The sequence below is a fragment of the Morganella psychrotolerans genome (assembly GCF_001676055.1).
In the GTDB taxonomy this organism is placed as follows: Bacteria; Pseudomonadota; Gammaproteobacteria; order Enterobacterales; family Enterobacteriaceae; genus Morganella; species Morganella psychrotolerans_B.
On the sequence record NZ_LZEX01000001.1, the window covers coordinates 524807 to 550475 of the forward strand.

The 25669-nt window shown below is 50.9% G+C and carries 17 protein-coding genes and 2 pseudogenes; 12 read left to right on the forward strand and 7 right to left on the reverse strand.

What is annotated here, in order from left to right; genetic code table 11:
- Positions 1-163 precede the first annotated feature (163 nt).
- Genes AYY17_RS02475 through baeR form a run of 5 tightly spaced genes read left to right on the forward strand, consistent with a single transcriptional unit; the run spans position 164 to position 9714 of the window.
- On the forward strand, positions 164-1393 hold the full coding sequence (locus AYY17_RS02475) for an MdtA/MuxA family multidrug efflux RND transporter periplasmic adaptor subunit (protein ID WP_067421003.1): 1230 nt from the start codon (positions 164-166) through the stop codon (positions 1391-1393).
- A complete protein-coding gene (locus tag AYY17_RS02480) occupies positions 1393-4533 on the forward strand; it encodes an MdtB/MuxB family multidrug efflux RND transporter permease subunit (protein WP_067421005.1) in 3141 nt (1046 codons plus the stop codon). Before AYY17_RS02475 ends, AYY17_RS02480 begins: the two co-directional genes overlap by 1 nt.
- Positions 4530-7622: a multidrug efflux RND transporter permease subunit MdtC gene (gene mdtC / locus AYY17_RS02485; protein WP_067421007.1), complete on the forward strand. Its 3093-nt coding sequence runs from the start codon at positions 4530-4532 to the stop codon at positions 7620-7622. Before AYY17_RS02480 ends, mdtC begins: the two co-directional genes overlap by 4 nt.
- On the forward strand, positions 7619-8989 hold the full coding sequence (baeS, locus tag AYY17_RS02490) for an envelope stress sensor histidine kinase BaeS (RefSeq protein WP_067421009.1): 1371 nt from the start codon (positions 7619-7621) through the stop codon (positions 8987-8989). The genes mdtC and baeS overlap by 4 nt, the downstream gene beginning before the upstream one ends.
- 5 nt (positions 8990-8994) lie before the next feature.
- Entirely contained in the window at positions 8995-9714 is a 720-nt protein-coding gene (baeR, locus tag AYY17_RS02495; RefSeq protein ID WP_067421011.1) for an envelope stress response regulator BaeR, read from the forward strand.
- Positions 9715-9821: 107 nt separating this feature from the next.
- On the opposite strand, the gene AYY17_RS02500 is transcribed toward baeR, so the two are convergent.
- Positions 9822-12662: an RHS repeat-associated core domain-containing protein gene (locus AYY17_RS02500; RefSeq protein ID WP_082981229.1), complete on the reverse strand. Its 2841-nt coding sequence runs from the start codon at positions 12660-12662 to the stop codon at positions 9822-9824.
- 579 nt (positions 12663-13241) lie between these two features.
- On the opposite strand from AYY17_RS02500, the pseudogene AYY17_RS20980 reads away from it, so the two are divergent.
- A pseudogene (locus AYY17_RS20980) lies at positions 13242-13632 on the forward strand (ArdC-like ssDNA-binding domain-containing protein); the annotation flags it as partial.
- Positions 13633-13699: 67 nt separating this feature from the next.
- Here the strand turns inward: AYY17_RS20980 and AYY17_RS02510 are convergent.
- Entirely contained in the window at positions 13700-14461 is a 762-nt protein-coding gene (locus AYY17_RS02510; protein WP_067421015.1) for a hypothetical protein, read from the reverse strand.
- Between the two features lie 219 nt (positions 14462-14680).
- Between AYY17_RS02510 and trhP the strand changes: the two genes are divergently transcribed.
- The 3 genes from trhP to fbaB all read left to right on the forward strand — a co-directional run bounded on the left by trhP (position 14681) and on the right by fbaB (position 18449).
- Positions 14681-16069, forward strand: coding sequence for a prephenate-dependent tRNA uridine(34) hydroxylase TrhP (gene trhP / locus AYY17_RS02515; protein ID WP_067421017.1), 1389 nt, complete (start codon positions 14681-14683; stop codon positions 16067-16069).
- A gap of 314 nt (positions 16070-16383) precedes the next feature.
- Entirely contained in the window at positions 16384-17277 is an 894-nt protein-coding gene (gene yegS / locus AYY17_RS02520) for a lipid kinase YegS (RefSeq protein WP_067421019.1), read from the forward strand.
- Between the two features lie 122 nt (positions 17278-17399).
- Positions 17400-18449 (forward strand): class I fructose-bisphosphate aldolase, encoded by a 1050-nt coding sequence (gene fbaB, locus AYY17_RS02525; protein ID WP_067398392.1) that lies wholly within the window; start codon positions 17400-17402, stop codon positions 18447-18449.
- Positions 18450-18729: 280 nt separating this feature from the next.
- Here fbaB and rluF read toward each other — a convergent pair.
- The 3 genes and pseudogenes from rluF to cspE form a co-directional block, all read right to left on the reverse strand.
- Positions 18730-19499 (reverse strand): annotated as a pseudogene (rluF, locus tag AYY17_RS02530) (23S rRNA pseudouridine(2604) synthase RluF); the annotation flags it as partial.
- 47 nt (positions 19500-19546) lie between these two features.
- Complete coding sequence (gene thiD, locus AYY17_RS02535) at positions 19547-20344, reverse strand: bifunctional hydroxymethylpyrimidine kinase/phosphomethylpyrimidine kinase (RefSeq protein WP_067421022.1); 798 nt, start codon at positions 20342-20344, stop codon at positions 19547-19549.
- Between the two features lie 374 nt (positions 20345-20718).
- Positions 20719-20928, reverse strand: coding sequence for a transcription antiterminator/RNA stability regulator CspE (cspE, locus tag AYY17_RS02540; protein ID WP_067363376.1), 210 nt, complete (start codon positions 20926-20928; stop codon positions 20719-20721).
- 603 nt (positions 20929-21531) lie between these two features.
- Between cspE and pagP the strand changes: the two genes are divergently transcribed.
- Positions 21532-22137 carry a lipid IV(A) palmitoyltransferase PagP gene (gene pagP, locus AYY17_RS02545; RefSeq protein ID WP_067421024.1) on the forward strand — a complete coding sequence of 202 codons (606 nt, stop codon included), beginning with the start codon at positions 21532-21534 and terminating at the stop codon, positions 22135-22137.
- A 190-nt stretch (positions 22138-22327) separates the two neighbouring features.
- On the opposite strand, the gene AYY17_RS02550 is transcribed toward pagP, so the two are convergent.
- Both AYY17_RS02550 and mgrB read right to left on the reverse strand, forming a co-directional pair.
- On the reverse strand, positions 22328-23728 hold the full coding sequence (locus AYY17_RS02550) for an amino acid permease (RefSeq protein ID WP_067421304.1): 1401 nt from the start codon (positions 23726-23728) through the stop codon (positions 22328-22330).
- Between the two features lie 149 nt (positions 23729-23877).
- Positions 23878-23985 carry a PhoP/PhoQ regulatory lipoprotein MgrB gene (gene mgrB / locus AYY17_RS02555; protein WP_235845249.1) on the reverse strand — a complete coding sequence of 36 codons (108 nt, stop codon included), beginning with the start codon at positions 23983-23985 and terminating at the stop codon, positions 23878-23880.
- Positions 23986-24230: 245 nt separating this feature from the next.
- On the opposite strand from mgrB, the gene AYY17_RS02560 reads away from it, so the two are divergent.
- Both AYY17_RS02560 and yidA read left to right on the forward strand, forming a co-directional pair.
- Entirely contained in the window at positions 24231-24614 is a 384-nt protein-coding gene (locus tag AYY17_RS02560) for a helix-turn-helix domain-containing protein (protein WP_067398397.1), read from the forward strand.
- 236 nt (positions 24615-24850) lie between these two features.
- Positions 24851-25657 carry a sugar-phosphatase gene (gene yidA / locus AYY17_RS02565; RefSeq protein ID WP_067421026.1) on the forward strand — a complete coding sequence of 269 codons (807 nt, stop codon included), beginning with the start codon at positions 24851-24853 and terminating at the stop codon, positions 25655-25657.
- Positions 25658-25669: the final 12 nt, after the last annotated feature.

Sequence of the window (25669 nt, forward strand, 5' to 3'; positions counted from 1 at the left end):
TGCCAATACATTTACTCAGAACAACCATATTTTCACATTTCTTCCATTTTTAATGTCAGTTTTATCGGTACACTATCCCCATCATAATTCAGGCTGTTTTGTGCCTTTACGCGTATTGTCGGACTGAATGCCGGACAAAAATGGAATGACGAGTAACTCAATAATGAATAATGTACAAAAAAGAAAGAAACGCGTTGGCATCATGATTGCGGTCATTCTCCTCGGAACCGCCATTTACAGCACCTACCGCTACTTTCAGCCACAACCGCCCGCCGCACCAGCGGCGCAGGGAAAGCGGGGAACAGCATCCGGCACCAGTAACCGCCCGGGACGCCCGCCGTTAGCGCCGGTTCAGGTGGCAAAAGCCACGTCAGAAACCATTCCGCGCACACTTTCCGCACTGGGAACCGTACAGGCAGCAAATTCAGTGACCATCACCAGCCGCGTGGAAGGTCAGTTGATGAAAATTCATTTTACAGAAGGTCAGAAAGTGAATGCGGGCGATTTACTCTTTACCATCGATCCGCGCCCGTTTGAGATCCAACTCGCACAAGCGCAGGCACAGCTCGCCAAGGATAAAGCCACTCTCGTCAATTCCCGCCGCGACCTGAGCCGCTATCAGAAACTCGCGGCCACTCATGTGATTTCACAGCAGGAACTGGATACCCAGCAGGCGCTGGTTAAATCAGGGGAAGCCGGAATTCAGGTTGACCAGGCAGCTGTTGATAATGCAAAACTGCAACTGACTTACAGCCGGATAACCGCCCCCGTCAGCGGAAAAGCGGGTCTGCGTCAGGTCGATACCGGAAACTTTATCACCGCCGGTACAGCGATGCCGCTGGTGGTTATCAACCAGACCACCCCCGCCGATGTCCTGTTTACCGTACCGGAAAACGATATTGCGCTGATCCGTATGGCTCAGCGCGATATACCGCAGTTGGCGGTTGTCGCCCGCAATAAGGATAACAGCATCAAGCTGGCGCAGGGCACATTACTGACGCTGGATAACCAGATAGACCCCGCCACCGGCACAATTAAAGCCAAAGCGCGTTTTGCTAACGAAGACGATCTGCTTTTCCCGAATCAGTTTGTTAATGTGTTATTGCAGGTCGGGCAATTGCAGGATGCGGTGGTTATCCCGGATGCGGCATTACAAATGGGCACAGAAGGTCATTATGTCTGGCTGCTCGGCGCAGATAATACCGTCCGTAAACAGATTGTGGATGTCGCATTGCAGACCCCGGAACGCGTGGTCATCAGCCGTGGTGTGGCAATCGGAGATACGCTGGTAACCGACGGCACCGATCGTCTGACAGACGGTGCGCAGGTTGAGGTGATATCGCCGGAAAAAACAGCAAAAACGAAAAAATCCGCTGCCGGAGATAATATTTGATGTCCGGTGATAACAACATCGTCAGCGGTGGCGGACCTTCCCGTATTTTTATTCTGCGCCCCGTTGCCACCACCCTGTTTATGCTGGCAATTTTGCTGGCGGGGATTATCGGCTACCGGATGCTGCCGGTCTCTTCGCTGCCGGAAGTGGATTATCCGACTATTCAGGTGGTCACGCTCTACCCGGGCGCAAGCCCGGATGTGATGACATCTGCTGTTACCGCACCTCTGGAGCGCCAGTTCGGGCAGATGTCCGGACTGAAACAGATGTCATCGCAAAGCTCCGGCGGTGCATCTGTTATCACCTTAATGTTTCAGCTCTCTCTGTCGCCCGATGTCGCGGTGCAGGAAGTCCAGGCATCCATCAATGCAGCAACTAATTTGTTGCCGGATGATCTGCCCTACCCGCCGGTCTACAGCAAGGTAAACCCTGCCGATCCGCCGGTATTAACACTCGCGGTGACCTCCGATGCCATGCCGATGACCCGGTTGCAGGATATGGTGGAAAACCGGATCGCACAGAAAATATCGCAGGTCACCGGTGTCGGTCTGGTAACGCTGGCGGGCGGTCAACGCCCGGCGGTGCGCATCCAACTGAATGCTAATGCGGTCGCCGCTTACGGGCTGGACAGTGAAACCATCCGCAGTGCGGTCAGAAACGCCAATGTGAACTCCGCGAAAGGGAGCCTGGATGGCCCGGCGCGCTCAGTGACACTGTCGGCAAACGATCAGATGAAATCACCTGAGGATTACCTGGATCTGATTGTCAGCTATAAAAATGGTGCGCCAGTCCGCCTGCGTGATATTGCCACCGTTGAGGAAGGTCCGGAAAATACACAACTGGGTGCCTGGGCAGATGCTCAGCAGGCGATTGTGATTAATATTCAGCGCCAGCCCGGCGCAAACGTGATTTCAACCACGGACACTATCCGTGATCTTATCCCTGAATTAGTGGAAACCCTGCCGGACTCTGTCACCGTCACCATTCTGACTGACCGGACAGAGGCTATCCGCGCCTCGGTCAAAGATGTGCAGTTTGAGCTGTTTCTGGCGATTGCCCTGGTTATCATGGTGATGTATCTGTTCCTGCGCAATCTCGCGGCAACACTTATCCCGGGCGTGGCTGTGCCGCTCTCACTTATCGGGACATTTGCTGTTATGCATTTCTGCGGTTTCTCTGTCAATAACCTGACATTGATGGCGCTGACCATTGCCACCGGATTTGTGGTGGATGATGCAATCGTGGTGGTGGAAAACATTGCCCGCTATCTGGAGAAAGGGGAAAAACCCATTGTCGCCGCACTCAAAGGTGCCGGTGAGATTGGCTTTACCATTATTTCTCTGACTTTCTCCCTGATCGCAGTGCTGATCCCGCTGCTGTTTATGGGGGATATTGTCGGGCGGTTGTTCCGTGAATTTGCCATCACGCTGGCAGTGGCTATCCTGATTTCCGGGATTGTCTCCCTGACGCTGACACCGATGATGTGCGCCCGCCTGCTGAAAGCGGAATCCACCCGGCGCTCCAACCGGTTTTCCCGCGCCAGTGAACGTTTTTTTGAACGGGTTATTGCCGGTTACGGTCGCTGGCTAACGTGGGTACTGCGCCATCAGTGGCTGACACTCAGCGTGGCATTCAGCACCATGGTGCTGACAGTTATGCTCTGGCTGTTTATTCCGAAAGGCTTTTTCCCTGTTCAGGATAACGGATTGATTCAGGGAACCCTGGAAGCGCCGCAGTCTGTCTCTTTTCAGGCAATGAGTGAGAAACAACAGGCGGTCAGCCGTCTGCTGCTGGATGACCCGGCGGTTGAGAATGTCGCCGCATTTGCCGGTATCGACGGCAGCAATGCCACACTGAACACCGGACGCCTGCAAATCACCCTCAAACCGCTGTCTCAGCGCGACGACCGCGTGGAAACAATTATTGCGAGGTTACATAAAAAGGCAGAAAGTCTGCCGGGTATGACCCTCTGGCTGCAACCCTCGCAGGATCTGACGATTGATACCCGGACATCCAGGACACAATATCAGTTTACATTACAGGCCAATTCCCTTGAAGAGCTGGACCTGTGGGTGCCGCGCCTGATGGCGGAATTACAGGCTGATAAGGCACTGAAAGATACCGGCAATGACTGGCAGAACAAAGGGCTGGTCGCGTACATTGATATCAACCGGGACACCGCATCGCGCCTGGGTCTGACCATGACGGATATTGATAATGCCCTGTATAATGCCTTTGGTCAGCGCCTGATCTCCACCATTTATACCCAGGCGAGTCAGTATCGCGTTGTGCTGGAAAACAACACGGCACAAAACCCCGGTGCTGATGCACTCAATACTATCCGCATGATAAATAAAGACGGTAACTCTATTCCGTTATCTGCATTTGCCACCGTTTCACAGCGCTTCGGACCGCTGGCGATTAACCATCTGTCACAGTTCCCGTCAGCGACATTCTCCTTTAATGTCCCGCAGGACAGTTCGCTGGAAGCGGCTATAAATGCGGTTAAATCAGCAGAACAACGCATCGGACTGCCGAAAGATATCACCACTCAATTCCAGGGCGCGACCCTTGCCTTTGAAAATGCCCTCTCCGGTACACTGTGGCTGATCCTCGCCGCAGTAGTCGCCATGTATATTGTGCTGGGTATTCTGTATGAAAGCTTTATTCATCCGGTAACCATTCTTTCCACGCTGCCGACCGCCGGTGTCGGCGCACTGGTCGCGCTTATCATGGCAGGCAATGAGCTGGATATGATCGCGATAATCGGGATTATCCTGCTTATCGGCATCGTGAAGAAAAACGCGATTATGATGATTGATTTCGCTCTCGCGGCAGAGCGGGATCAGGGCATGTCGCCGTATGATGCTATTTATCAGGCCTGTCTCCTGCGTTTCCGCCCTATTCTGATGACTACCATGGCAGCACTGTTCGGCGCACTCCCTCTGATGCTCAGTACCGGGGTGGGTGCTGAACTGCGCCAGCCGCTGGGTGTCTGTATGGTCGGCGGGCTGATTATGAGCCAGATCCTGACACTGTTTACCACACCGGTGATTTACCTGATGTTTGACCGTATTTCTCACCGGCGTGATAACGCCCGTTTCACACCGGGTAATGATAACGCAGGCGCATCATCATGAAACTGTTCGCCCTGTTTATCGCCCGCCCGGTGGCAACCACACTGATAAGCCTGGCTATCACCCTGTGCGGGGCAATAAGCTTTCTGTTCCTGCCGGTCGCACCATTGCCGCAGGTGGATTATCCGGTGATTTATGTCTCGGCATCCCTGCCGGGCGCCTCGCCGGAAACCATGGCATCCTCCATTGCCACACCACTTGAGCGCTCTCTCGGGCAGATTGCCGGTGTCTCTGAAATGACATCGTCCAGCTCACTGGGCAGCACCAGTATCACACTGGAATTTGACTTAAACCGCGATATTAATGGTGCCGCCAGGGATGTGCAGGCGGCACTGAATGCCGCACAAAATCTGCTGCCGTCAGGTATGCCGAGCCGCCCGCGCTACTATAAATCCAACCCGTCAGATGCGCCAATCATGATCCTGACGCTGACATCTGACACCCTTGATACCGGCAAGCTGTATGATCTCGCCTCCACCCGGCTGGCACAGCGGTTGTCTCAGATTGAAGGTGTGAGTGAAGTGTCTGTCGGCGGCGGTTCCCTGCCTGCTGTGCGCGTGGAGCTGAATCCGTCACAGCTCTTTAACCAGGGTGTGTCACTGGACAGCGTGCGCAAAGCTATTGCGGATGCCAACATACTGCGCCCGCAGGGAGCACTGGCGGATGACGGACGCCGCTGGCAGATTAACAGCAACAGCGAGCTGAAAACCGCTGATGATTATCGTCCGCTGATTGTGCATTACAATAACGGCGCGGCGGTGCGCCTGTCTGATGTCGCCTCCGTTAAAGATTCCGTGCAGAATGTCCGTGCCGCCGGGATGACGAATGGCAAACCGGCCATTCTGCTGGTGATCCGCCGGGAAGCCGGTGCCAATATTATTGCCACCGTCGAACGGATCCGCGAACAACTGCCGATTTTACAGGATGCTATTCCTGCCAGTGTGGATATGCAGGTGGCACAAGATCGCACCCCGACTATCCGCGCCTCCCTGACAGAAGTGGAGCGTGCACTGACCATTGCTGTCGCACTGGTTATTTTAGTGGTTTTTCTCTTTCTGCGCTCAGGCCGCGCAACCTTAATCCCTGCGCTCGCCGTGCCGGTGTCGCTTATCGGCACCTTCAGCGCCATGTATCTGTGCGGATTCAGTCTCAATAACCTTTCACTGATGGCACTGACCGTTGCCACCGGTTTTGTGGTGGATGATGCGATTGTTGTACTGGAAAATATCGCCCGCCATATTGAAAATGGACTGAAACCCAAAGAAGCAGCACTGAAAGGCGTCAGTGAAGTCGGGTTTACCGTGCTCTCCATGAGTATTTCCCTTGTGGCGGTATTTATCCCGCTGTTGCTGATGGACGGGTTGGTCGGGCGGTTGTTCCGCGAATTCGCCATCACGCTGACGACCTCAATTGCCATCTCGCTGCTGATTTCACTGACCCTGACGCCGATGCTGTGCGCTTATCTTCTCAAAAGCCGTGCCGCTCCTGTGCGGGAGAGAAAACGGGGCGCGGGACGGATTTTATTCCGTATTCAGCAAGGGTACGGGCGCAGCCTCACCGTTGTCCTGGCGCACAGCCGCTGGGTAATGCTGATTTTCGCCGGAACTATTGCGCTCTCGGTCTGGCTCTATATCTCTATCCCGAAAACCTTTTTCCCCGATCAGGATACCGGGCGGCTGCTCGGGTTTGTCCGCGCGGACCAAAGCATTTCGTTTCAGTCGATGGAGCAGAAAATGCGCACCTTTATGCAGCGCATTAACAGTGATAAAGATGTTGCCAATGTGACCGGGTTTACCGGCGGCGGGCGGGTAAACAGCGGCTTTATGTTTATCTCACTGAATTCACTGGATGAACGGACAGACAGCGCGCAGGATGTTATCAACCGCCTGCGGGTGACACTCGCTGATGAACCGGGTGCAAACCTGTTTCTGATCCCCGTACAGGATGTCCGTGCCGGCGGGCGTGAATCCAATTCCAGTTATCAGTATTCCCTGCTGGCGGACGATTTATCCGCATTGCGCGAATGGGAGCCGAAAATCCGCAAAGCCCTGGCTGACCTGCCGCAACTGACGGATGTCAATTCAGATAAAGAAGATAAAGGTGCGGAAATGGCGCTGACCTATGATCGCGATGTCATGGCAAAACTCGGGATCAGCGTAAATGATGCTAACAATCTGCTTAATAACGCCTTCGGGCAGCGGCAGATTTCCACCATTTATGAGCCGCTGAACCAGTACAAAGTAGTGATGGAAGTCGCACCGCAGTTCACACAGGATGTCAGTGCGCTGGATAAAATGTTTGTGATAAACAAAGACGGGCAGCCGGTTCCGCTGAGTTATTTCGCGCAATGGCAGCCCGCCAATGCGCCGCTGAGTGTCAATCATCAGGGGCTTTCAGCGTCATCCACCATCGGCTTTAATGTGGCGGAAGGCTCATCACTGTCTGATGCGGTTGCGGCGGTTGAGCGTACCATGGTTGAGCTGAGTGTGCCGTCATCTGTTCGCGGCACCTTTGCCGGGACAGCGCAGCTGTTTCAGGAAACACTGAAATCACAGATATTACTGATTATCGCCGCCATTGTGACTGTCTATCTGGTACTCGGTATGTTGTATGAGAGTTTTATTCACCCGCTGACGATTTTATCCACATTGCCGTCAGCCGGTGTCGGCGCGCTGCTGGCACTGCATTTATTTAATATTCCGTTCAGCCTGATAGCCCTTATCGGGATCATGCTGCTGATTGGTATTGTGAAGAAAAATGCCATTATTATGGTGGATTTCGCCATTGCAGCGCAGCGTGGCGGACAAAGTGCCCGTGATGCCATCTTTCAGGCCTGTCTCCTGCGTTTCCGCCCTATTCTGATGACCACACTTGCCGCCCTGTTCGGCGCTCTACCCCTGGCACTCGGCAGCGGTGACGGCGCAGAGCTGCGCCAGCCGCTGGGGATAGCCGTGGTCGGCGGGCTGCTGGTCAGCCAGATCCTGACACTTTACACCACCCCGGTAATTTATCTGTTCTTTGACCGGCTGAGCCGCAAAAAAGCAGAACAAAAACACGGGCGATCCGTTCTGAGTACGGAGGAAAATCCATGAAAATTGGTATTGGTCAGAAATTATTTCTCGCGATTTTTGCCACCTGCATGCTGGTGGTGCTGACAATGCATCTGGCTATCCGCTTCAGTTTTGAGCAGGGGTTTATCGGCTATCTGCAACGCTCTGCCGAAGACCGCACAGAAATGGTTGCGGATGTCGTCGCGGAGCAATATGCCGATTACGGCAGCTGGTATTTTCTGCGTAATAATCAGCGCGGGTTTATGCAGGCATTACGCGCACTCGATACTGACAGACACATGCAGCATATGGAGCGCGGCTGGCGTATGCGTTTCTGGCTGCTGGATACCGACAATAAACGTTTGTTCGGACACGGTCCGGTGCCGCCGGGCGAGCTTTACCGTAAACCGGTGAAATATGAAGGAAATGTTGTCGGCTGGGTTGTGATGCCTGCCGATGATAAAATCAACCTGGCAGCCGATCAGAGTTTTGCCCGCCAGCAGGCGCGCACCAGTTGGATAGTCTCTGCGCTGGTATTGCTGGTCACCGTGATCGTCACCTGGCTGCTCGCCCGCGGCTTTCTGCGCCCGGTCAAACGACTGGCGGAAAGCACTCACCAGTTAGCCGCCGGTAATTTCAGCAGCCGCGTGCCGGTTCACGGAAATGATGAAATCGCACGGCTGGCGGATGATTTTAACCAGCTCGCCTCCACGCTGGAAAAAAATGAACTGATGCGCCGCGATTATATGGCCGATGTCTCCCACGAACTGCGCACCCCGCTGGCCGTATTACAGGGAGAGCTGGAAGCCTTACAGGACGGAATACGTCAATCCACCCCGGAAACGCTTGCCTCCCTGCTGGCAGAAGTACAGACGCTGACAAAACTGGTCAGTGATCTGCATCAGCTCTCGTTGTCTGATCGCGGTTCGCTCTCTTACCGCAAAGAGCCGTGTAATCTGTCCGATGTGATCAGCCGCTCGCTGGGTGTGTTCCGCCATCGTTTACAGGAAAAAAATCTCCGCGTATCCGTCTCGCTGCCGGAGACTCTGATGGTATTCGGCGATGATGCACGTCTCGGACAATTATTTCATAATCTGCTGGAAAACAGCCTGCGCTATACCGACAGCGGCGGTGAAATTTCCGTCACCGCACAGCAGGATGATAAACAGATCCGTGTCGATTGGTCAGACAGCGCACCAGGTCTGAATGATGAACAATTTGCACAAATTTTCGAGCGCTTCTACCGCAGTGAATCCTCACGCAACCGCGCCAGCGGCGGTTCCGGGCTGGGGCTTGCTATCTGTGATAAAATAACCGAAGCGCATCACGGGCAGATCCGCGCATCTGCATCCCCCCTCGGCGGCGTCACCATCACCCTGGTGCTGCCCCGTTCTGACACCCGGGAGTAACCTGCATGGAAGAGAATGCTGAACGTATCCTGATTGTGGAAGATGAGCCTAAACTGGCTCAGTTACTGATGGATTATCTGCACGCCGCCCATTACCGCACACACTGGCTGGCGCGCGGCGGTGAAGTGACGGCCTGGGTGGAGGAAAACCATCCTGATCTTATCCTGCTGGATTTAATGCTGCCGGAAAAAGATGGTCTGACTGTCTGCCGCGAAATCCGCCGGTTCAGTGATGTTCCCATTATGATGGTAACGGCAAAAACAGAAGAGATAGACCGCCTGCTCGGGCTTGAGATCGGCGCAGATGATTATGTCTGCAAACCCTATAGCCCGCGTGAAGTGGTTGCCCGCATCAAAACAATTCTGCGCCGCTGTCAGCGTAATCAGGAACCATCAGAGGATAAGTCTGATGTACTGATTATTGATGAGGTTAATTATCAGGTGCGCAGCGGAGAGCACAGTCTGGATCTGACACAGGTGGAATTTCGTCTGCTGCGTACTATGGTGTCACAACCGGGAACCGTGCTTACGCGTAATCAATTGCTGGATAATCTGTATGATGATTACCGCGTTGTCACTGACCGCACCATTGACAGCCATATCAAAAACCTGCGCCGCAAACTGGAACAGTTAGATAACGGGCGGGACTTTATTCATTCGGTGTATGGATTAGGATATCGCTGGGAAGGTGGCAATACGGAAATTATTACTGCCACGATCCTTTAAATATACCCAAAGTGGGCGAAGTGCACTCTCAATACCGATACATGAACTGCCAGTTATTGGGCGGTCGTACCGTAGCACTGTCTCCCACTACGATATTGAGAGTTAGTTTAATGGGTTACAATTGCTCCGTTGTAAATGTTTTTTATCACTTTCCCCGGATGAGGGACCTCTGTCATTAAAATGTAGGCGTTATTATTTTCATGTTTTATCTTGTCAATTCTAAAATTGATTCCTCTCGGCATTAAATACTCAGCCTGGCCTGACTCAGGACCTTTTATCTTACGTCTTATCTTCTCCCCTAAGCTTTTCCCGGGAAGGTTGTTTTCCATCTCAAATATTTGTCGCTCAGCTTCATTATTATACTTAGATAATCCAGAAACATTTACGGAAGAATCAGAAATTATTGCAAACTTGGCGTATTTTGTATCGGCATTTTCCTTCTTATTTTTATATTCTAAAAAACCTCTGTGAGCGGAGGTAGAGAGATATGTCATATCTTTTACAATGTCCCCCTCTGCTATGTGATTGTTGCCGCTTGTGCCCCATGGAGAATTTCCATCAAGATATGTGGTTACCCGATAGGTTATCCTTCTCTGACCATCAGATAAGAGGTTAAGGGCTTCATCAAAATGTTTTACTTTACTGAAGCCAGCTCCCGACCTGATGTTGGCATTTATTTGACTACTGTCTGTTGTATAATCCCTGACGATCTTCAGAGCATTCGGATCTTTCCCTTCCATAATGTTTTTTGCTTCATTTTCAGTTTTATCGGCTATTTCTCTCTGTCTTCTGAGGTTTTGAGGCCGAACCATCTTCATGAACATTTCGTCTTCATTACCTGAAAAGCCAGCGTTTAATACCCGGCCATAAATCTTGTCAGAAGGGGCTAAACCATTTTCATCATACAAAGTAACCGGGTTATTTCGAACCATCCTGAACAGGTTCAGCCCGTCCACCGTGCCCGCCGGGTCCGCGCTCAGCCACCGGCCCGCCCATGGCTGATAGTACCGGTACCCGTAGTAATACAGCCCCGTCGCGTCACGCTCCTTGCCCGAGTACCGAACTGTCTTGTAGTTCGCCTCCACCGCACTGCGGGCTGTCCATACCGCCGTCCCACCGTATGGATAGTACTCCTCCGTGCTGATGACATTCCCGTCTCTGTCCACCTCCAGGCCGCTGCTGCCAGTGAGATTATCGTAGCTGTATCTTATCTGGTCGTCAGTGATACCGTTCGGCCTGCCGCTCTCCCGGTGCAGCACCCGCACCTGCGCCCGACCTGCCTCACCCACGGTTACAACCTGCAGGCTCTCTGTTTCTGTACTGCCGCTCGCTGAGGTTCGGAGCTCCAGATTCGGCAGATACAGCGTCCGCTGCGTCTGTGTGCTGCTACCGGTTTTCTGCACGCTGGCCTTCAGGATACGCTGGCTGCCCGCCCCATAACGGTAGCTCTCTTCATCATCCGTACCGCCATCACGCACTACCGGCGTCACCTTCAGTAGCTCATTACGCCCCGTCCAAACGAGACACTGTCCCGCCAGCAGCTGTTTCTGCTGACCACCCGCAGTGAACAGAGCGTCAACGTCTGAAGGATTTTTCGTCAGCGTGCTCAGCACGCCCCGGTTGCTGTGGTCACTTATGGTGATATTTGTGGTGTAGCTGTTGTTTGTCGCCGGTGCGCTGTGGCAGATTTGCGTCAGGTTGCCGGCTTCATCGTAGGTATAATTGCGGGTGTAGTTTGTATACGCAGAGCTGTCGGTGGGAAGGGGAACGGTGACGGACGGTAAGCTGCTGCTCTGCTCTCCTGCATTTGCCATCTCGCGGCCGGTAGCGCTGACCATCTGGTACAGGCTGTCGTAGACGTACGCGTTCTCCGGCACCACTTTCTGGTTGCGCCAGAAGCGGGTCTCTTCAGCGTCATTACTGATTTTCAGGACATTACCCACCGGGTCATACTCATAGCGCAGGTCCTGCAGCACCTTCGCACCTGAGGCGTGACCGGCAGGTCGCTCCGTACGGATGCTGGTCAGGCGTTGTGTCCCGGCTTCATACGTGTACGTGGTCACTACACCGTTACCGTGCTCTTCACACAGCTTCTGCCCGGCGGCGGAGTACGTCAGCGACTTCACAATGACCTGCTCCTTTCCGCCCTTCAGCGTCAGCCAACTTCCTGACAGCAGGCCCGCCACATCGTACATCACCCGCTGCAGGTTTTCCTTCGCATCAATGGTGGTCAGCACAGCCCCGGTGGCGTCAGCCGTGGTCAGGGTGGTGTATGTTTCAGCATCAAGCAGGTCATTCCGGGCGGTGGCATCTGTCCCCTGCCAGTCGGCTGCCACATCCGGATTATCCGCATCCTTCAGCAGGCGACGCGTGACAGAAAATGGCACGCCGGTAAGTGCCACGCTGTCGGTCTGCGTCAGGCCGGCGGTATCGTAGTGGCTGACGCATACTCCCGCCAGGTTCAGGGCCTTCTCTGCGTCAGTATGTCCGGCATAAACAAAGCGCTCCGTGATTCGGGCGGCTTCACCGGTGACCTGTTCCGTGACGCTTAGCGGGCGGCCCGGCATCTCATACTGCCAGCTGCGGGTCACCGCCCGGCTTCTGTCCTCCGTGCCATCACTGGCAGTACTGATGTTACTGACCTCCAGAAACGGCCGGCCGGCGGCGTCGTTCAGTGTCACAGTGATGCCGTTATCCACACCCTCTGAACGCAGAACGTTGCCGGTCAGGCCGGTCTGGTAGCTGAAGTTCGCCAGTCCGGTGTCGTGCATGCGCGGGTCAGCACTCCGGGTCAGAAAACCGCGGGCGTCGTACTGATGACGGGTGATGCGCTCTCCGGTGACGTCCGGTGAGTCAGGATGTCGGTAGTACGCTATATTACGCACGGTCAGGCCACGGTTATCAAGGACCGTGACCGTTGGGGTCTTACTGAACAACGATGTGCTCATAATGTTCTCCTGTTTATGATAGGCAGCCGGTCTGGCTGCATAGAAAATTATACGGCAATTGGAGGATTTGCGCCTGAATGGGCACTTTCAGGACGGGATGGCGAAAGGCTGTCGGTATTATAAATTTCATTTTCAGTTATTGTGAGTACGGTGAAATGGATTGCGCGCATGAGGGGTTTCGATTGCGAGTCATTACACCTAATGAGCACAAGCCCCATTTTCCGCCGTCCTAAATTGGCGGAACTTATAGCGTGTACTCATAGCTGAACTGCATAAATTTACCCCTGTTATTTTATACAATCATTTCGGTGTATCAACATCAGGAACCGCTAATGATAATAACATTAAACCACTCAAAATTAGTTATCACTCAATGCCACAACATTTCAATGATCTGCGACTTGTAAGATGAGCCTTCCCCAAAAAAAAGGGAGGATATAGTGCCTGAGCGATTAAAGGAAATCCGGAAAGCAGCAGGTCTGTATCTCAGGAAAAATCATCAGAATTGATTGGAATTGAAGGGATTAGCGAACCGTCAGGCGATACGAAGACGAAATTCACACAGACGGAGAAACAGCCATGACTATGAACCTGCATACCCGGACAAGCGCCCCTGATTCCGCGCCGGCGACCAGCGTATCTCCGCCGGAGCAGCCGGGCTCCACAAGAACGAAATTTTCCGGGAAAAAAACAAAACAGATATTTATCAGATAGTGACAGACTGCATCATAGAAGTCTTAGAAGCGGGCGTTAAGCCGTGGGTGTGTCCGTGGAAACACAACGGTACAGTGTCCGGTATTCCGTCAAATTGTACGACTGAGACAGCCTACGCGGAATAAATATCATGTTGTTGTGGTGCAGCGCTGCAAAGCAGAGATTTAATGATCCCCGCTGGCTGTCCTGCAAACAGGCTCAGGCTCCGGGTGCACAGGTTCGCAAAGGTGAGCGCGGTACGATGGCAATTTTTTACAAAATGCATGGATACCCTTATTCAGACAAAATAGATCAAACGGCGGGCAGAACCCGCCGTCTGACATTCAGTTAATCAGAGAAGGCGATTTGATACGCGATACAATCATCTCAAGCGTATTGTCGGCATCCTGTAATAAATCGGCTTTCGCGATCCGGAATATGCGATCCAGCTCTGCGGTTTTGATGTGCAATTTAATCATCGAACGACTTTCACTGACAAGCGTAAATGCACTCAGCGGCGCTTCGTAACAGACAGCATACTGACCCGGGGTAAACAGCAGGTTATCACCCACAATAGCCAGCATCGGGTAATACTGAATGCGCCGGCCGTTAATAAACAGCACAATACCCACAGCAAGCATCAGCCCGCCGATATCCATCCCGACAAACAAAATACCCACACCGACAGCACTCAATAACAGCGCCATATTCATCTGGCGCTGTTTATTAAATTTCAGCAGCACCTCAAACGGTAATTGAGCCAGTTTCGGTACCGGTTTCAGTGACTGATACACGGCACGGTTATAGTCGTATAAGCTGCCGGCAATAAACACGAATCCCAGCGGGACAAAGATAATACCGCCGATCATTGCCAGGATCATGGACAGTTTTGGTTGGCTGCGTAAAAACGCAAGGCTGGCTAACTGCGCCACAAGCCCGCCACCCATCAGCATTTTCACCGCCGGTATCACTTCCAGCAGTTGTTGCATCTGATAATCCAGCTCGTCGCGGTACGGCTCAAGAGCCGACGGGATCCAGGAAATAATTCCCCAGAAAATCAGGTTAAGAGCCAGGCCGACCCACACTGCAATATGACGTTTTTCCATGTATCCACGCTGTAACAGGCAAATGTTGAATGATATATATACGACGAATGTTAATGACGTATATATAATTTGGCGGAACTATAGCAAATCAGCATCGGATGTTCATGCCATTTTCAGTAATTTATTTGATACCGGCCCCCGGTCGCGCTAGAATCCCGAGCCTTAATTACGCCCTCCCTTACCGGCAGGGTGCTGACTTGAACTCAGACGGAATACAACATGTTTACACCCGAATTACTTTCTCCGGCGGGATCGCTGAAGAATATGCGCTATGCGTTTGCTTATGGTGCCGATGCCGTTTATGCGGGACAACCCCGCTACAGCCTGCGTGTGCGTAACAACGAATTTAATCATGAAAACCTCGCCAAAGGCATTAAAGAAGCCCACGAACAGGGTAAACGATTCTATGTCGTGGTGAATATCGCCCCGCATAATGCCAAACTGAAAACCTTTATCCGTGATCTGGAGCCGGTCATTGCGATGGAGCCGGACGCTCTGATTATGTCTGATCCCGGCCTTATCATGCTGGTGCGCGAGCATTTCCCGCAGATGGACATCCATTTATCTGTCCAGGCGAATGCCGTTAACTGGGCAACAGTGAAATTCTGGCATCAGATGGGTCTGACCCGGGTTATCCTCTCCCGCGAGCTGTCTCTTGAAGAGATAGCCGATATCCGCAAAAATGTGCCGGAAATCGAGCTGGAAGTTTTTGTCCACGGCGCACTGTGCATGGCTTACTCCGGCCGCTGCCTGCTCTCCGGATATATCAATAAACGTGACCCGAACCAGGGCACCTGCACCAATGCCTGCCGCTGGGAATATAAAGTGGAAGAAGGCAAAGAAGATGTGGTCGGTAATATCGTCCACAAGCAGGAGCCTATCCGGGTAAAAAATATTGAACCGACCCTGGGTGCCGGCGCACCGACTGACAAAGTGTTTATGATTGAAGAAGCACAGCGTCCCGGTGAATACATGACCGCGTTCGAAGATGAACACGGCACCTATATTATGAATTCCAAAGATCTGCGGGCAATCGAGCACGTCGAGAAACTGACGCAGATGGGCGTGCATTCCCTGAAAATTGAAGGGCGCACCAAATCCTTCTATTACTGCGCCCGCACCGCACAGGTTTACCGCCGCGCCATTGATGACGCTGTTGCCGGAAAACCGTTTGATGCATCCCTGCTGACCACGCTCGAAGGTCTGGCACACCGTGGTTACACGGAAGGTTTCCTGCGCCGTCACACTCATGAATCTTACCAGACCTATGAGTACGGCTACTCTGTTTCCGATTCCCAGCAATTTGTCGGTGAATTTACCGGTAAACGTGTGGATGGTCTTGCTGAAGTTGATGTGAAAAATAAATTTCTTGTCGGCGACAGCCTGGAACTGATGACGCCGGACGGCAATATCAGCTTCACCCTGGAATCAATAACCACCCGTAAAGGTGAATCCACTGATGTGGCACCGGGTAACGGACATATTGTGTATCTGCCGGTTCCTGATGATGTTGACCTTGAATTTGCCTTGCTTATCCGTAACTTACCGGGAACCAGCACACGTAACCCGCATGTTCCTGACGCTATTGATGCTGCTGCAACAAAATAGGTAAATGTTCTGAATTTTCGAAACCGATCACAACAATCACTCCGGTTATTTCGTAGTATCGGACGAGAAAATGAAGAACTAAAACGTTTATTATAATTCAGGAACCACCTCCTTAGTTGGCTCAATCTCCCTTGAGCCAACCTTTTCTTTTTTGTGCACTCCCCCTCTTTTTCCGATAAATCACTGGCATATCTGTGTGTCGTTAGTTATTTTTAAATAATTAAACTATAGCCGACGTCATTCAGAATGCAGGCGGAGCGAAGCCAACGCACCTGCAGTTTGAATGAATAAGGGTATAAATACGGAGTCACTAAATGACCACTCCCCATCTCTTGGTTCTTAACGGAAAACGTGCCTCAGATGAACGTATCCGCCGGGCAGTACAACAGCTGCGGGACGCCGGTGAAAATATTCAGGTGCGTGTAACCTGGGAGTCTGATGATATCCCCCGTTTTGTTCAGGAAGCAGTCTCCCTCAATGCCGCCACCGTCATTGCCGCCGGCGGCGACGGAACAATCAATGCCGTATGTAATGCATTAATGCAACTCAGTGCAGAAACACGCCCTGTTCTCGGTATCCTGCCGCTTGGTACAGCCAACGATTTCGCTACTGCCGCCGGTATTCCGTCTGATCTGACCAATGCGCTGATACTGGCGGTCAACGGCAATGCCACCGCCATTGATATTGGTTGCGTCAATGAATCGCGTTATTTCATCAATATGGCAACAGGCGGATTTGGTCCGAAAATCACCACTGATACCCCGGAGCCACTGAAAAAAACCCTCGGCGGTGCTGCCTATTTCCTTCATGGCTTAACCCGCCATGATCTGTTGAAAGCCGATCACTGCACTGTCCGCTGTGACGATTTTCACTGGCAGGATGATGCGCTGGTGATTGGTGTGGGAAACGGCTGTCAGGCCGGGGGCGGACACCGGATCTGCCCGGATGCCCGTATCAATGACGGCCTGCTGAATCTGAGTATTCTGCCGGAACGCAACTGGCCCCGCTCACTGTGGAATACCTTGTTTAACGAGGGCGAGGCCGACGGTGTCATTATGAAGCACAGTACACACATCACGATCACGGCGGCACATGATATGGTGTTTAACCTGGACGGAGAGCCGCTGACTGGTCAGCAATTTAACTTTCAGCTGCTGCCTGAAGCGATCCAGTGCCGGTTACCGCCACACTGCGGGTTGTTATCTTAAACATTATCTATGACAATCCGTGACAATTTGATAACCAATGTCATTCAGGGTGCAGCCGGGCTGAACCTGCAGTTTGAATGAATAAGGGTATTACACGCTACAGAAACAGGAGTTTACATACCATGACTGATATCGTTAAATTGTTAGGTAATGATGCATCTTCCCTTCTCGGACACACCTGCACCACCATTGCAAAAGAAAACCTTTATCTGCCGGGCGATGATTTCGTCACCCGTGTGATGATGGATAATAACCGCCCGAATACTGTCCTGCGCTCCATGCAGTCCCTGTTTAATCACGGACGTCTGGCAGGCACCGGTTATCTGTCGATTTTGCCGGTCGATCAGGGTGTTGAGCACTCCGCTGCCGCATCATTTGCAGCAAACCCGCTCTATTTTGATCCGAAAAATATTGTGGAACTTGCCATAGAAGCCGGCTGTAACTGTGTCGCGTCAACCTACGGCGTGCTGGCATCTGTCGCCCGCCGCTACGCGCACCGCATTCCGTTCCTCGTTAAAATTAACCACAACGAAACCCTGAGCTTACCGGCTCAATATGACCAGACACTGTATGCCAGTGTTGACCAGGCGTTTGAAATGGGTGCCGTTGCCGTGGGTGCAACCATTTATTTCGGCTCACCGGAATCCCGCCGTCAGATTGAAGAGATTTCAGCTGCCTTTGAACGCGCTCACGAGTTGGGTATGGTGACAGTATTATGGGCCTATCTGCGCAATCCTGAGTTCAAAAAAGACGGCGTTGATTACCATGCCAGTGCTGATCTAACCGGGCAGGCTAACCACCTCGCCGCCACTATCGGGGCAGATATCGTTAAACAGAAGATGGCAGAAAATAACGGCGGCTTTAAAGCCATCGGTTTCAGCCACACTGATGAGCGGGTCTACAGCAAACTAACTACAGATAACCCGATTGATCTTGTTCGTTACCAGTTGGCAAACTGCTATATGGGACGTGCGGGACTTATCAACTCCGGTGGTGCATCCGGAAACAATGATATGGCTGATGCGGTGCGTACTGCGGTGATTAACAAGCGTGCGGGCGGAATGGGGCTGATTCTGGGGCGCAAAGCCTTTAAGAAATCGATGAAAGACGGGGTTGCATTAATCAATGCCGTGCAGGATGTGTATCTCGATAAGAGTGTGACGATTGCGTAATAAAACGCAGCCCGTTCTGCAAATCCTGAAGGATTCGTGGTAACGGGCAGGCGGACGAAAAGCATGCGCGTCATGGATGACGCGCCTGAGCGCACACGGATGTGTTTACAGCGGCTTTTCGTTTTGCCCGTTGTCCACGGAGCCGGGCTACGGTATCAGCGTTTCTTTTTCTTTCTGCCGGCCTGATTAAAGCGCTGCCGGTTATTCTCTGTGCTGCTCTCTTTTTTCTTCTGTTTATCAGATCCCGGATAAACAGGCGGGGCAACATTCACTTTGATATCCCGCTTCTGCGGTTTAGCCGCCGGTTTTTTGACTTTTTTTATCTTCTGATGATGATTTTTCAATCGCATCAAACATCTCAACCAACTCGTCATCCGTTAAATCACGCCATTCACCCACCGGTAACCCGGTCAGGCTGACATTCATGATGCGCACGCGCTCAAGTTTAGTGACTTCATAGCCAAAATGTTCACACATCCGGCGGATCTGGCGGTTAAGCCCCTGAACCAGTGTGATACGAAAAGCAAAAGGCGCTTCCTGCTTCACCTTACATTTTTTAGTCACTGTACCCAGAATCGGCACACCGGCGCTCATGCCGCTGATAAACTCATCTGTCACCGGCTTGTTGACTGTTACCACATACTCTTTCTGGTGATCATTACCCGCACGCAGGATTTTATTCACCAGGTCACCGTGGTTTGTCAGAAAAATCAGCCCCTGAGAGTCTTTATCCAGACGACCAATCGGGAAAACACGCTCGCTGTGATTAACAAAATCGACAATATTATTTTTCTCACCCGCCTCTGTCGTACTGACAATGCCGACCGGTTTATTCAGCGCGATTAAGACCAGGTTATCCTGCTCCCGCGCTTCAATAAGCTGTCCGTTAACTTTCACTACGTCACCAGGCATCACCTGCGAGCCGATAGCCGCACGTTTACCGTTGATAATCACCAGCCCCTGCTCAATATAACGGTCTGCATCACGGCGGGAGCAGATGCCGCTTTCGCTGATATATTTATTAAGACGTACAGACGAATCAGTTTCCATATCTTCCCCCTGAAAAGCGCGCAATATACACGAATTACCGTGTTATATCACCACCACTGATAAAAATGGTGAACCGGCCCCTGTCCGCGCCCGACATCCAGACTGTCTGCGGCGGCCAGCGCACCGTGTAAATACTGCTTTGCGGCTGCAACTGTGTCATACCAATCCGCACACTGCGGGCGTAATGCCGCCAGTGCCGCAGACAATGTACATCCGGTACCGTGACTGTTTTTGGTTGCAATCCGCGGGGAGATAAAACGGCAACGGCCCTCCGGTAAAAACAGCCAGTCAGGGCTTTCGGCGCTGTCAAGATGCCCGCCTTTCAGTAACACGGCCTTTGCACCCGCCGCCAGTAAGGCGTCACCCTGCTCCTGCATCATTTTTTCATTGGTGGCAGGGTCAGTTTTCAGCAGTGCTGCGGCTTCCGGCAGATTTGGCGTAATAATAGATACGTGAGGAAGCAATACTGACATCAATGAATCAACAGCATCGGCGTTTAACAACGGATCGCCACTTTTCGCCAGCATCACGGTGTCCAGCACCACACAGGGTAATGCATACTGCCGCAGTTTATCCGCCACAACTTCAATCACTGCCGCATTGGATAACATACCTATCTTGCTGCTGTCGATACGCACATCTGTTAACACCGCATCCATCTGAGCGGCAATAAAATCAGGATCAACCGGATAAACAGAATTCACTCCACAGGTATTTTGCGCCACCAGCGCGGTCATCACGGTTGTGCCGTAAACACCTAATGCTGAAAAGGTTTTTAAATCGGCCTGAATACCCGCGCCGCCACTCGGGTCAGTTCCGGCAATCGTTAATGCATTAATTCTCACCTGTGCTCCTGTTTATTCTGTCCGGAAAATAGCATATACCCTTATTCATTCAAACTGCAGGTTCGTTGGCGGTACTCAGATAGCCAGGTCACATAGTTTACCTATGCTCCCCGTCTATCTTCCCTTGCCGCCTGCCTGCATCTTGAATGACGTTGGGTATAGTGAATTATACGCATATGACCGCGGGAAACTACCGCCCGGGGATATCATCTTTACCTGATTTACCTGAAAGATAAAAAAACCCCGCGCCGGTAAGGGCACGGGGTCTGAATTTGCGTCAGTGATATACACTCGTCATGATAACGGCTATAAGGCTGTCGCATTCATTACGTTAACAGTACATATATCAGAGGCAGATACTCTGCCGGTGATGATTATGCGCCGGTGACGTTAGCCGCAGCAGGGCCTTTAGGACCATCCTGCACTTCGAATTCAACTTGTTGGCCTTCAGCAAGTGTTTTAAATCCGTCGGTCATGATTGCAGAGAAATGTACGAATACATCTTTGCTGCCATCAGCTGGAGTGATGAAACCAAAACCTTTTGATTCGTTGAACCACTTAACCGTGCCTTTAAGTTTAGCCATTGATAAAATTCCTATCCTACAGATTGCCAATATTATGGCGAATACAAACTAGTCGTTACTGCTTAAAAAACAGAAGCGTACCTCGTTTACCCATTTGAGTTATCACATAGGATAGTCCGGAAATCAAGTTGTTTTTTCCGGGGGAAGATCTGGTGCACATATTTAGAAATATTAATAACCGATTCCGGTAATATTCTGCACAAAATTCATAACCTCTTGTGTTTTAACACATAACAATTTTTCAGCTTTGTGCCTTTTTCAAAAGACAGGTAAGGTTCTCTGGCTCATCATTTCCACACTAAGAATCGGGCTGTTACATCGGCTTATTGGTATTTTATTTAGCTTTAAATCGGTTTGACCGTATGAAAATAATATGACGTTTATGTTATTATCCTTGTAGTCTATAAATTAACATTTCTTGTTATCAGCAATAATTACTCTAAATAATTCGGGATGCATGCAGGCGACAAGCTCCGGCCGCCGGGGAGCATAGATAAACTATGTGACCCGGCGGGCTGAGCGTAGTCAACGACCAGGCATCCTGAAGTATGACGAGTATAATCGTTTTAAAGGAATGGATTATTGTTACACCAGGAGTCATTCATGAAGCTTTCTTTATCTGCCATCAGCGCGCTGACACTCTCTTCGCTGCTGCTCCCTGTCCTCCCGGCCCTGGCTCAGGAACAGGTCACATCAAAAAGTGACAACATCACAAGTGAAGCACCTGCTTCTGAAGGGCTGTGGGATACCTTTAAACGCAACGTATCCCGGACCTGGGATTCAGATCAATATGATGTGTATGTGCCGTTCTGGACATGGCATAACAGACTGACCTACGACAAAGAAAAAACAGATAGCTATAATGAAAAGCCATGGGGCGCCGGCTTTGGTAAATCCTATTATGATGATGATAATGACTGGCATGCGTTATATGCCATGGCATTTAAAGATTCACACAATAAATGGGAGCCGATTGTGGGTTACGGCTTCCAGAAGATGTGGACACCAAACGGTCTCGGCGGATTTAAAGCCGGTGCCGGTTTTACCCTGGCAGTAACTGCACGGGATGATTATCACTACATCCCGATTCCGGTACCTTTGCCGTTGGCATCGATTGAATATAACCGCCTTGCCATTCAGGCCACTTATATTCCCGGCACATACAATAACGGTAACGTATTGTTTATGTGGGCGCGCTGGCAGTTCTGATAGTTCGTATATTCTGTCTGTCACATACATAAAGAAACCGGGGAATTCCCCGGTTTCTTTATTGCTTATACCCAACGTCATTCAAGATGCAGGAAGGCGGCAAGGGAAGACTGACGGGGAGCATACATAAGTATGTGACCCGGCGGGCTTCATGCTGCCAACAAACCTGCAGTTTGAATGAATAAGGGTATTATATTTTGCTTGCCCGGCGGCGCTCGTAATAGCGATAAGCCAGCCAGAGAAAGGCTATCCAGAACGGCAGCAGAATAACCGATATCCGCAAGTTATCCATCAGCGCTATCAATACGAGGATAAAGGCGAGGAATGCCAGGCAAATATAGTTTCCCCACGGATACCACAGCGCTTTGAAGAACGGCTCCACGCCCTCTTTTATCTTCGCCTGACGGAATTTCAGGTTGGAGATACAGATCATAATCCAGTTAATCACCAGCGTTGTCACCACCAGCGACATCAGCAGAGAAAATGCCTCTTTCGGTAACAGATAGTTGATAAGGATCCCGGCTGAGGTAACCAGCCCTGAGAGCATAATCGAGTTCACCGGCACGCCGCGCGGCGTGACATTTTTCAGAAATGAAGGTGCATTACCCTGACGCGCCAGGCTGTAAAGCATCCTGCTGTTACTGTACACACCACTGTTATACACAGAGAGTGCCGCTGTCAGTACCACGACATTAAGTGCGTGCGCTATCCAGAAATTAATATTTCCCTGCGACGAATCTGCCGTCCCGAACGCATGGCCTATTTCACGGAAAATAAGCACAAACGGGCTGACATCTTCGACAATTTTCGTCCACGGATAAAGCGACAGAATAACGGCAATCGAGCCGATATAGAAAATAAGGATACGGTAAACAACCTGGTTTACCGCTTTAGGGATGCTGTAGCGGGGATTTTCCGCTTCTGCTGCCGCCAGTCCGACCAGCTCAAGCCCGCCGAAGGAGAACATAATAATGGCCATGGCAAAAATCAGCCCTTTCCAGCCATTAGGCATAAATCCGCCCAGTTCCCAGAGATTGGTCACAGACGCCTGCGGCCCGCCGGTGTCGCTGAGTAACAGCCAGGCACCAAACAGGATCATACCAAGGATCGCCACGACTTTTATCATGGCAAACCAGAATTCAGTTTCCCCGTAAACTTTAACGTTCACGAGATTTATCAGGTTTATCAGTACAAAGAAGACCGCCGCAGATACCCAGGTCGGTACATCCCACCAGAAATTGATGTATTTACCAACAGCGGTCAGTTCAGCCATGCCCACCAGCACAAACATCGCCCAGTAGTTCCAGCCGGATAAAAACCCGGCGAATCCGCACCAGTATTTATGGGCAAAGTGACTAAATGAACCGGCAACCGGCTCTTCCGCCACCATTTCACCGAGCTGGCGCATGATAAGAAATGCAATAAATCCGGCTACTGCATAGCCGAGCAGGACGGAAGGCCCTGCCATCTGAATCGTTTCTGCGGTTCCCAGGAACAGGCCTGTACCAACAGCACCACCCAGTGCAATAAGCTGTATATGTCTGTTTTTTAAACCGCGCTTGAGCGTCTGCTCTTGCTGTACCTCTGACATTTTATCCTCTGTAACGGCCATATTATTATACTGAACGATGCGTCCGGCGCGCCGTTGAACGGCGCAAAAGTTTAAGGCCGTTATTAAAACATCATTTCACTGACTTGAATACCGTTAACAACAAGATAATCAGAGGGAAAAGGCAGACATCACCCCTTATCAGACGGGATAAATTTTGTAATTTCGCAGATCCCCAACATAAAATCCTCACGCTGATCACAGTACTTGTCCAGTGCCGCGATATAAAAAAAATACACCTGCAACAATAAGCAGCAAGATAATCACGGTTTTCTTCATTTCTCACCTATTTTCATCTGAATTATACCCGTTAAAAAGATTTAGTTATGTTACCAGTCTGATACATATATACGCAGACTGAACGTGGCGTTTCACAAAAAATCATGCCGGCCCGCAGAAAGTGCCTAAACAGATAACGCCCTGTTTTGTCATAATGAAATAAACTTGTATACTTGAAAAACCCTGAAACTGAGTCGAAATCGTAATGCTGCAAGATAATCATATAGCACTGGTGTGCGCCCTTAGTAAGTGGATAGAAAACCATCCGGGCCGCGTTATCCATCTTGAAGAAGTGGCTGCCTATTCCGGGTACTCCCTCTGGCACATGCAGAAAATCTTCAAAGAAGTTGCCGGCATTTCTCTCGGCAAATATATTCGTCAGCGCCGTCTTGCCGGTGCAGTCACTGCTTTGCGCCGCAGTGAGCAGACTATCTTTGATATCGCACTGGATTTCGGTTTCGGGTCGCAATCTCACTTTACCTATATGTTCCGCAAAGAATATAACATCACTCCCTACGACTACCGTCAGAATCCTGAGATTGAGTTAGATATCAAAGAACCCTGGCATTTCACTCACGACTGTAACTAAGGCAACTTAAACAATTAATAACAGAATTATATTTAGTTATATGATTTTGGATTTTGTATTTAGTGTGTGTATTTAAAGGATAAAAGGTCGCCTGTCTGCGCGATTACCATGTTCTTCTCTGCTTTTAAAGGTAATGGCGATATCACGCGGCAACCGGAAGGCGTTATTGACATGTCCTCTGAATGGCGGCATAACATTTTAATTCTTTAAAGTTGTCACTGTTTTCAGGAGATTGCATGTCCGTAAAACTTATCGCCATTGATCTGGATGGCACTCTGCTTAATTCTTATCACCAGATAACCCCTGCCGTCAGTGCCGAAGTCAGTCGCGCAAAAGAAAAAGGGCTGCATATCATTCTGACCTCCGGACGCCCGTTTAACGGGATCCTGCCGTATCTCACTGAACTGGGACTGAATAAAGAGAACTGTTATTGCATCAGTAATAACGGCGCGGTTATTCATGAGGCACAAACCGGGGATCCGGTGATGGAAACACTGATGGATTTTGAGGATTACCGCTATTTTGAGTCACTGGCACGGGAGATAAATGTCCATTTCCATGTACTGAGCAGCAATGAAATGTACACCGCCAACCGGGATATCAGTTATTACACACTGATGGATGCTTATCTGACGCAAACTCAGCTGAATTACCGTCCGTCGGCAGAAATGGACAGCGACATGATGTTCAGTAAATTTATGATGATAGATAACCCGGTCCGGCTGAATGAAGCGGCGGGGTTTATTCCGCAGGTTTCCTTCGATAACTACAATATTCTGCGGACCGCCCCGCATTTTGTGGAAATTTCCGCAAAAAATGCCACCAAAGGGAACGCGGTTGCGCTTATTACTGAAAAACTGGGGCTGACACCGGACAAAGTGATGTGCATCGGTGATCAGAATAATGATATTTCCATGCTGGAATATGCCGGTGTCGGCGTTGCGATGGGTAATGCCGCAGATCATATTAAGCAAAAAGCCGGTTTTGTGGCCACGACAAATGATGACGATGGCGTGGCTGTCGCGATACAAAAATTTGTCTGACCGAAATTGAAT